Origin of the sequence: Empedobacter sp. UBA3239 (genome assembly GCF_002362875.1) — a bacterium.
Taxonomy (GTDB): Bacteria; Bacteroidota; Bacteroidia; order Flavobacteriales; family Weeksellaceae; genus Empedobacter; species Empedobacter falsenii_B.
Genome location: NZ_DEVJ01000035.1, coordinates 22,577 through 31,478, shown reverse-complemented (window position 1 = coordinate 31,478; position 8,902 = coordinate 22,577). Strand labels below are relative to the sequence as shown.

General features: G+C 32.9%; 9 protein-coding genes. 2 read left to right on the top strand and 7 right to left on the bottom strand.

Annotation, left to right across the window (positions count from 1 at the left end):
• Positions 1-27: 27 nt before the first annotated feature.
• From B4G36_RS04690 to B4G36_RS04670, 5 genes are all read right to left on the bottom strand, one after another.
• Positions 28-1,599 (bottom strand): G-D-S-L family lipolytic protein, encoded by a 1,572-nt coding sequence (locus B4G36_RS04690; RefSeq protein WP_291062373.1) that lies wholly within the window; start codon positions 1,597-1,599, stop codon positions 28-30.
• Positions 1,600-1,606: 7 nt separating this feature from the next.
• Positions 1,607-2,839: an OmpP1/FadL family transporter gene (locus B4G36_RS04685; protein ID WP_221854422.1), complete on the bottom strand. Its 1,233-nt coding sequence runs from the start codon at positions 2,837-2,839 to the stop codon at positions 1,607-1,609.
• Positions 2,840-2,977: 138 nt separating this feature from the next.
• Positions 2,978-4,189 carry an NAD(P)/FAD-dependent oxidoreductase gene (locus B4G36_RS04680; protein ID WP_291062372.1) on the bottom strand — a complete coding sequence of 404 codons (1,212 nt, stop codon included), beginning with the start codon at positions 4,187-4,189 and terminating at the stop codon, positions 2,978-2,980.
• A 69-nt stretch (positions 4,190-4,258) separates the two neighbouring features.
• The gene (locus B4G36_RS04675) at positions 4,259-5,095 is read right to left on the bottom strand and encodes a universal stress protein (protein ID WP_291062371.1); all 837 of its coding nucleotides are present in this window, start codon (positions 5,093-5,095) and stop codon (positions 4,259-4,261) included.
• A 105-nt stretch (positions 5,096-5,200) separates the two neighbouring features.
• Positions 5,201-6,028, bottom strand: coding sequence for a universal stress protein (locus B4G36_RS04670; RefSeq protein ID WP_291062370.1), 828 nt, complete (start codon positions 6,026-6,028; stop codon positions 5,201-5,203).
• Positions 6,029-6,193: 165 nt separating this feature from the next.
• Between B4G36_RS04670 and B4G36_RS04665 the strand changes: the two genes are divergently transcribed.
• The gene (locus tag B4G36_RS04665) at positions 6,194-6,700 is read left to right on the top strand and encodes an acyl-CoA thioesterase (protein WP_291062369.1); all 507 of its coding nucleotides are present in this window, start codon (positions 6,194-6,196) and stop codon (positions 6,698-6,700) included.
• A gap of 4 nt (positions 6,701-6,704) precedes the next feature.
• Positions 6,705-7,772 (top strand): thiamine-phosphate kinase, encoded by a 1,068-nt coding sequence (gene thiL / locus B4G36_RS04660; RefSeq protein WP_291062368.1) that lies wholly within the window; start codon positions 6,705-6,707, stop codon positions 7,770-7,772.
• Positions 7,773-8,160: 388 nt separating this feature from the next.
• Here the strand turns inward: thiL and rpmA are convergent, their stop codons facing one another.
• Positions 8,161-8,418: a 50S ribosomal protein L27 gene (rpmA, locus tag B4G36_RS04655; protein ID WP_038334883.1), complete on the bottom strand. Its 258-nt coding sequence runs from the start codon at positions 8,416-8,418 to the stop codon at positions 8,161-8,163.
• A gap of 43 nt (positions 8,419-8,461) precedes the next feature.
• Entirely contained in the window at positions 8,462-8,767 is a 306-nt protein-coding gene (rplU, locus tag B4G36_RS04650; RefSeq protein WP_188319372.1) for a 50S ribosomal protein L21, read from the bottom strand.
• Positions 8,768-8,902 lie beyond the last annotated feature (135 nt).

The window sequence follows — 8,902 nt, the reverse complement described above, 5'->3', positions numbered from 1 at the left end:
GGATTTTTTTGTTATTTATACATTCAATTAAGGAATTGCAATACCTGGATAATTTCCTGGATAAACGTGTCTTAACGTAGAATGATATTTTTGGTTAATTGCATCAGCAAACATATTTGCGACAATTGCATATCCAGTTCCTGTTAAGTGAACTCCATCTAATGAGAACGCTCCACCAGAAACGAAAGTTGTTGTATATGTTTGTCCGTAATATTTAATCCCTGATTGAGAACTTAATTTTTTCATTTCAGAATACGCATCAACTAAAGCTAAGTTATAAGCTGTTGCTAATTCAGCAATTGCTGCATTGTATTTAACTACAGCAGCTTCTGCTTTCGCAGTTTCTTTTGCTGTTAATACATAATTATCTGTCATTGGATAACTAACACCTACTACTGATAATTTACCAGCTTTCTCTTGAGTTAACCCTAACTTCATTAATTCTGCGACTCTATCTGTATCAACTTTTCCAATTACAGATGAAGAAGTCAAAACCAATAAATCTTTTGCTGTTGCTTGACGAGCTTGTCCATAAGTAATTCCAAACAAAGTTGCAGTACCAGTATCATATCCTGCTTTAATTAATGCAGCAGTAATCGTTGTTGATAAATCCGCTAAATCTTTATCCTTAATTACTACAGCACTTGCAGCAGTCTTAGAAAAAGAAATTTTTCTTTCTGAAGCACCAACTGCATCAAATACTTGATTTAATCCTGCATAAGTAGCATTCAATTCATCAATCATTGGTGCAAAACTTGGATTTGCTGGTGATAAAGGCGCGTATGGAACCGTTGTAAAATATGGAATAGATGTTACAGAAGGAATATTTGCAATAACTCCTTTTGCTCCTACAGCTGTTAATGCCTTTAATCCATCATTAATTGTAGATTTTACCACATTTACATTAGAAATATCATTACTTCCATAAGTTCTTGGATCAACATTATTTGTTTCATTATGATCTACTCCAACTCCTCCAGATGTTGCATAACCTAATACATCATTGTTCCCAATCCAATAAGAGAAAAATGTTGGCTTTTGAGCAACTGCATCTGCAACTACAGAAGTTGTCGCACCACTTGCAAAACGTACAAAATAAGGATTCGCTGTTGCTGGATCAGTTTTTAAGCCTGCTGGATTTCCATAACCTGGCGCAACTAAATGATAAGACTTAGCACCTGGAATTCCCATATTTTGAAACTTTCCTTTATCTGCTAAGATATCTAAAGCTCCACCCGCAGCACTTGGAACTGGTGTTAAAGCTCCATTTACAATTTGTAAATTCAATTTACCTGGAAAACCTGGTAAATCAGTAAATCCACCTGCATCATTTGGCATATATGGAATTTTAAATTCTCCTCCTCCTGCAGCTTTCATCAATCCAGCTAACATATTTGGGTAAGAATTTTCTTGTCCAGATTTGTACAATGCATTATCTCTATAACCAGAAGTTAACGAGTTTCCTAATGCGATATATGTAGAAAAGTTTGCTTCACCAGCAGAAACTTGAATATCTTCAATTGGATGTTCAAAATCTTCGCTACAGTTAAACATCGTAGCAGCTAATGCAACTAATACTATTTTATTTAAGTGTTTCATTTTTGTCTTATTTTAGGTTGTACGATACGCCTAAACCAAAGTTTATAGCACGCATTTTAACATCTCCAGAGAAGTTTTGTTGAATATTATCAATATGTCTTTCGTCTCCTTTTACATATGATCCAAATAAATCAACATTAAATCCTGACTCGAATCTAAATCCTAATCCAGCTGAAACTGAATTTAAGTTAGAACTTGGTGTTTCTGATGACCAATAAGCTGATGGCACTGGTGATTTATCGTGATAATAACCAACACGTCCAACAATCATCTCGCTGAAAGTATACTCAGCTCCAAAACGGAATAATGTATTGTCTTTCCAGTTTTTCGTAGAAGATGATGTGTAGAAAGTATTAGAAGCATCATTATATAAATTGATATCTAAACTTTTGTAACGTGTCCAGTTTTGCCAAACTACATCTCCAAAAAGTTCTAATTGTGGTAAAACTTTGTAAGACATTCCAAATGTAAACTCTGATGGTAATGGTAAAGTTGTATTCCATTTATCTGTATTAAAAGGTACATTAGATGCAATTCCAGAAGGAACATTCGACCATGTAACATCACCTTTGTTTGCAGAAACATCTACATTAGAACGGTACGCAATTCCAACTCCAAATTTATCTGTCGGCTTGAACATTGCTCCAACATTAAATCCTAAACCATGAGCATCTTTATCCTCTAATTTAAGTTTAATATCATTTCCAGCAACTGTTTGTACTTTCTCTAATTTAGCTGTTCCGTGTGTATAAATGAAACCTACACCCAAACTAAACCAGTCAGAAAAACGATATGCAACAGTTGGCTGAATATTGAATGCTTTCAAGTCAATATGTGTAATATTTGCTTTATTTTGCCAATCTTCTGGCCACGTAACCGAACTACCAAAAGGCGTCGTAACACTCAATCCAATTGCTAAATCATCTACAGGCTTGTAACTAACTGCCAAATACATTGGTGTTCCTAATTTACTATCTGTTTCTGCTTTTTGTAACGTCATTGGATCTTGCCATTTTACGTCAGTTTTTACACCAAAACCTCCGACAGCAATACTCAATTTACTATCAACAAAAGCTAAACCTGCAGGATTATAAAACGCAACACTCGCATCGTGAGTTTGTGTTGCAGAAGTCCCTCCCAATGCCGCTTGGCGAACTCCTTGTAAAGCAACTCGGTATCCACCTGCGAATGCAGAAGAAGATAAGCCGATTAATGCTAAGGTTAAGAAAATTTTCTTCATATTTTTTGTTCGTTTTTAATAATTCCTTTAAACAAAAATAACATAATTTTATAATAATGTTATGTTAACATAATAAATTTTGAAAAAATCTTTATTCTTAAGGCTTTCAGCCAGAATAATATTTGTGTAAAATATACACTATTGATAAATTTCTTTGATTTTTTCAGATATAATATAACCTTCAGACCAACACGCCTGAAAATTGAATCCACCTGTTATAGCATCAATATTTAAAACCTCTCCAGCCATAAACAATTGTGGGATTTTTTTTGCTTGCATCGAATGAAAATCAATTTCTTTCAAATCGACACCGCCTGCCGTTACAAACTCATCTTTGAACGTACTTTTTCCATTAATTTGGTATTTTCCTTGCGTCAATTCTATTGCAATTGCTTCGATGTGTTTTTTCGATAAATCTGCATAAACCTTGTTTTCATCTATATTACAATAGCTCAGAATACTAAACCAAAAACGCTTCGGAAAATCGAATGGATTATTTTTATGCACATTTTTCTTAGCATCAACTTGTTTTTTATCATTCAAAAATGAAATGATTTCGTCTTTAGATTGATTTACAAAATTGATTTCAGTTTCGAATTTATAATTGCTTTCATTCAATTTTAAAGCACCCCAAGCCGATAATCTCAAAATCGCTGGTCCACTAAATCCCCAATGCGTAATTAGTAACGGACCTTCTGCCTCTAATTTTTGTTGATTGATTTTGACTTCAGCATTATCGAAAGAAATTCCCATCAATCCTTCAATTCGAGGATCTTTGCAATTAAACGTGAATAAAGAAGGAACTGGCTGAACGATTTTCAAACCTAGATTCTTCAAACTTTTCCAAAATTTAGGCGTACTTCCTGTTGTCACTATCACCGTTTCGAAAAAATGTTTTCCTGATTTTGTTATCAATTCATAACCACCATCAACTTTATTGATTTCTTGCACACCGTCTGAGAAATTAAGCTGAACTTTATTTTTATCAACCGCTTTTGTCAAAGCCTCTATAATCGAAAGTGAAGAATCGCTAACTGGAAAAATACGGTTATCGTCTTCTATTTTCAATTCTACTCCGCGCTCATCAAACCAAGCCATTGTATCGCCTGGTTGAAACGTGTAAAAAACGCTTAATAACTCCTTTTTTCCACGCGGATAAAATTCGACCAAATCAAGCGGATCAAAACAAGCATGCGTCACATTACATCTTCCTCCACCCGAAATGCGTACTTTTTGAAGCGGTAGATTTGCTTGTTCAAACAATATAGTTTGTTGTCCTACAGTTTTTCCAAGGTTTGCTGCAACAAAATATCCTGCTGCACCACCTCCTACTATGGCTATTTTTTTCACGGAGCAAAGGTAAAGTTTTATTTTTAACAAAATTTTTGACAAAAAAAGGAAATGTTTTCACATTTCCTTTTAAGACTTTTGTTCATGAAAAACGAACAAAGGTGTAATATTTTTATTTGCAATTTTCTTTGTAAATCCAGGTGAAAAAATCTTATCAAAAAAACCTTTATTGCGACTCACAACCGTCAACAGATCGATTTGTTTTTCCTTGATAAAATCCAACACCGCATTTACAGGATCTGCATCATGATAAACTTCAAATACAATTGGATCTCCAGCAAACTGATCTTGCCAATCTTTCATCGCTTGTTGATTAAATTTTCCGTCTTTCGAAACGTGCATGCAATGAATTTTTGCATGATGACGATTTGCAATTTCGATCAAATACTTCAATGCATCTTTATCTTTTTGATCAAAAACAGTAGTAAAACCAATATTCTTAAATCCTTTGAAAGACATTCCATGCGGAATACTAAGAATAGGAACTTTCATCGATGTAATCGCATTTATCGTATTCGAACCGAAAAGCATTTTCTCAATTCCTGAATTTCCGTCCGTTCCCATCACCACAAAATCAACACTTTCTTCACCAATAATTTCGCGTAGAATGTATAAGAAGTTTCCTTCTTCTAAAATAAACTTGATTGGAATTTCATTCAAACCATTTTCATCAGCAATTTGTCTTAGTTGCGGAATATTATCTTTGAAGTTGTCAAAACTTCCTAATTCTACCGTTTCATATACATTCTGAATCAATCCAGCACTCAAACTTCCAGTAATCATTGGCAATTCGTAAACATGCAACACATAAACTTGTGCATCGATACTTTTTGCAAGATTTAGTGCATATAAGAAGGCGTTATTGGCAGTTTCTGAGAAATCTGTTGGAAACAATATTTTTTTCATCTTTTCGTGTTTTGTACTCAAAAGTTACGAATAATTTCATTTCAACACGAAAAAAGCTCAATCTATTTCTATAGATTGAGCTTTAAATATTCAGTATAAATTATCTTATTCGTGGAAAACAAATAAAGGCACGTTGTGTTGTGTCAAAATTTTCTTTGTAAAACTTGGTGAAAATAATTTCTCAAAGAAACCTTTGTTACGGCTGACTACTGTCAACAAATCAATTTTTTCTTCTTTGATAAATTCCAAAACTGCGTCTACAGATTCATTCGCAGTATAAATAGAAAAATCTACAGGCTCATCTTTATAATATTCTTTCCAATGATTTAGCGTCGGAATATCGTAATTTCCATCTTTCGAAACGTGTAAACAATGCACTTTTGCTTTGTAACGATAAGCGATTTCTGTTAAATAATCTAAGGCTTTGCGGTCTTTATCTTGGAAAATTGTCGTAAATCCGATGTTATTTATTCCTTTGTATTCGTAACCATTTGGCACACTCAACACCGGAACTTTAAGATGTTTGATCGCATTCATAGTATTCGAACCAAAAATAACTTTGTCAAATCCTGTATTTCCAGTCGTTCCCATTACCACAAAATCTACTTTTTCATCTTCGATAAATGTTGGCAACACAAACGAAAGCATTCCTTCTTTTACGAAAAATTTCAAATCAACATTTGCAAAACCATTGTCCTCAGCCATTTTTCTCAAGAACGGAATATGATCTTTTAAATTCTCGAAATTATTTAATTCAATTGTATCATAAACATCTTGTAAAATGCCCGCATCGATTCCTCCACTTACCATTGGATACTGAAAAGCGTGTAAAACATACAATTCTGCATTCTGATTTTCGGCTAAATTTAATGCATACAAAAACGCATTATTTGCTGTTTCTGAAAAATCTGTTGGAAATAATATTTTTTTCATAATCTGTCTGTTTAATAGCTTTTTAAAGATACAAATTATTAAATATCTATATTTTAATTTGATGTTAAATCTTATTGTTTTTTATTATTTACGATGATTAAAAATATTATCATTTTCGTGTAAATAGTAATCCGTAACTTTGTGCCTTAAATAATTTTTCAATTCATGAATAATAAAAATTTTCAAAAAACCATTGTTCGATGGTCAGATTTGGATGCTAATCGCCATTTAGCGAACGCTTCGTATATGAATTTTACAAGTTTTGCACGTATTGCTTTTTTGAGAGATTATGGCATTTCGATGAAAAATTTGGCTGAATACGGAATTGGACCAGCTATTTTGCACGAACAATTTTCTTTTTTTAAGGAAGCAATGGAAGGTGAAGAAATTTATATTTCGGTAGAAATTGGTGGAATGTCGGAAGATGGAATGATTTATCAATTTATTCATAATTTATATAATCAAGATGGTGTACATCTTTGCCATTCTGAATTGACAGGTGTTTGGTTTTCGATGTCAAAAAGAAAAATGCAATCTCCACCAACAGAAATGTTAGAAAATATTAAAAAATCATTTGAAGGACAAACCGTGAAAACAATGTCGAAACAAGACATTATCAATTTACCTTTTCGTTCAGAAAATATAGATCCTTCAATCTTTACTCAAAAATAAAATCATGTTAGAAGATAAAAACGTTTCAAAAACAAGTTTAGCCGAAATTGGAGAATTTGGTTTAATTAACCAAATCAAAGAAGGTTTTCCGATCAAATTAGAAAGTTCTATCAAAGGAATTGGTGACGATGCAGCTGTTCTTGATTATAAAAAAGAGAAAATTGTGGTTTCTACTGATATGTTAGTAGAAGGCGTAAATTTTAGCTGGTCGTATATGCCTTTACGTCACTTGGGGTATAAAGCGGTTGTGACGGCAATTAGTGATATTTTGGCGATGAATGCAATTCCAAAACAATTGTTGGTTTCGATGGCAATTTCGAATCGTTTTACGATAGAAGCTGTGGACGAAATTTACAACGGAATGAAATACGCTTGCGATAAATACAATATCGATATTGTGGGAGGTGATACAACTTCTTCTGTTAGCGGACTTGTTCTAAGTATGACGGCGATTGGTTCGACTCCAGAAAAAGATATAGCTTATAGAAATGGTGCGAAGGAAAATGATTTAGTTGTACTTTCTGGAGATTTAGGTGCTTCTTTTCTTGGTTTGCAAGTTTTGGAACGCGAAGCGCAAGTTTCAAAAGTAAATCCTAATAATCAACCAGATTTCGAAAATTATTCATATTTAATTGAACGTCAATTAAAACCTGAAGCGCGTTTGGATATTATCAATCTTTTGAAAGAATTGAAAGTTAAACCAACTTCTATGATTGATATTTCAGACGGATTATCTTCTGAAATTATTCATCTTTCGAAAGAAAGTGGTGTTGGAATTAATATTTATGAAGAAAAAATTCCGTTAGATTCTATTGTAATTCGTACTGCTGAAGAATTCAAAATTAATCCAATTACATGTGCATTAAGCGGTGGAGAAGATTATGAATTGCTGTTTACAATTAATCAAAAAGATTTCGAGAAAATCAAAGGAAATCCACATTTAACGGTAATTGGACATGTAACTGGTAAAAACGAAGAAAATTACTTAATTACCCGAGGAAGCGAGCAAATGGTTCCGTTGACGGCACAAGGTTGGGGAGTTGAGACGGAAGACGAAGATGATCAACATTAATAAGCTTCACATCAAATATAATATCAAAAGCATTCAAGAAATTGGATGCTTTTTTAGTTGAAATAAGTTGTATTTTAGTTTATTTTTTAAATTATGTCTAGAAAATTTTCAATAAAAAATACGTTATTCTTAATAGGAATTGTTTTGATATCATTATCATTCATAATGTTTATTTATGCAATGAGTATGTTTACAGCAAGAGGAAATTTAAGTAAGCTCTCTGTGAAAATTTCTGAAATATGTCTCGTTTTTTGGTTTCCTACTTTAATTATTGGTGTCATTATTTTTATACTTGCTGCTGTATTAAAAAACTATAAAAACAAAAAAAAGCTCGAACCAATAAGTTCGAGCTTTTATATTGTTAGCATTTTCGCTGTCGAATTATCAATTAAGATAATGGTTCAACTGAAACGTAAGATCTATCGTTACGTTTTTTAGTGAAAACTACTTTTCCGTCAATTAAAGCGAATAATGTGTGATCTTTACCGATTCCTACATTATCACCAGGATGATGTTGAGTACCTCTTTGACGAACAATAATGTTACCAGCGATTGCTGCTTGTCCACCAAAAATTTTAACACCTAAACGTTTCGAATGTGATTCACGACCATTTTTCGAACTTCCGACCCCTTTCTTATGTGCCATTTCGTTTTGTTTTTAAGAGTTAATAATTAATCTCTGCTCAATCTTAACCGATTGAAGCAATTTCAATTTTAGTGAATTGTTGACGATGACCGTTAGACTTTTGGTAACCTTTTCTTCTTTTCTTTTTGAAAACGATTACTTTGTCTCCTTTCACGTGTTCAACGATTTTAGCTACTACGGTAACTCCGTCTATAACTGGGGCGCCGACAGTGATTGCTCCGTTATCTGTTAATAAAACACGGTCGAATTTTACTTCGTCACCTGCTTCACCAGCTAAACGGTTTACAAACAATTGTTGGTCTTTTTCAACTTTGTATTGAAGCCCTGCTATCTCTACAATTGCGTACATAATTAATGTTTATAAATGAAAATTGAGTGCAAAGATAATCAAAATTTTGAATTTAGATACTTGAATTCATTGAAATTTAATTAGAAAGATAAAAAAACTATGACATATCTTCTATTTGGATTAATTAAAAATAAA

Coding starts and splice junctions, on each gene's coding strand:
- B4G36_RS04690 (WP_291062373.1), bottom strand. CDS start 1,599: ATGAAACACTTAAATAAAATAGTATTAGTTGCATTAGCTGCTACGATG.
- B4G36_RS04685 (WP_221854422.1), bottom strand. CDS start 2,839: ATGAAGAAAATTTTCTTAACCTTAGCATTAATCGGCTTATCTTCTTCT.
- B4G36_RS04675 (WP_291062371.1), bottom strand. CDS start 5,095: ATGAAAAAAATATTGTTTCCAACAGATTTCTCAGAAACTGCCAATAAC.
- B4G36_RS04670 (WP_291062370.1), bottom strand. CDS start 6,028: ATGAAAAAAATATTATTTCCAACAGATTTTTCAGAAACAGCAAATAAT.
- B4G36_RS04665 (WP_291062369.1), top strand. CDS start 6,194: ATGAATAATAAAAATTTTCAAAAAACCATTGTTCGATGGTCAGATTTG.
- thiL (WP_291062368.1), top strand. CDS start 6,705: ATGTTAGAAGATAAAAACGTTTCAAAAACAAGTTTAGCCGAAATTGGA.
- rpmA (WP_038334883.1), bottom strand. CDS start 8,418: ATGGCACATAAGAAAGGGGTCGGAAGTTCGAAAAATGGTCGTGAATCA.
- rplU (WP_188319372.1), bottom strand. CDS start 8,767: ATGTACGCAATTGTAGAGATAGCAGGGCTTCAATACAAAGTTGAAAAA.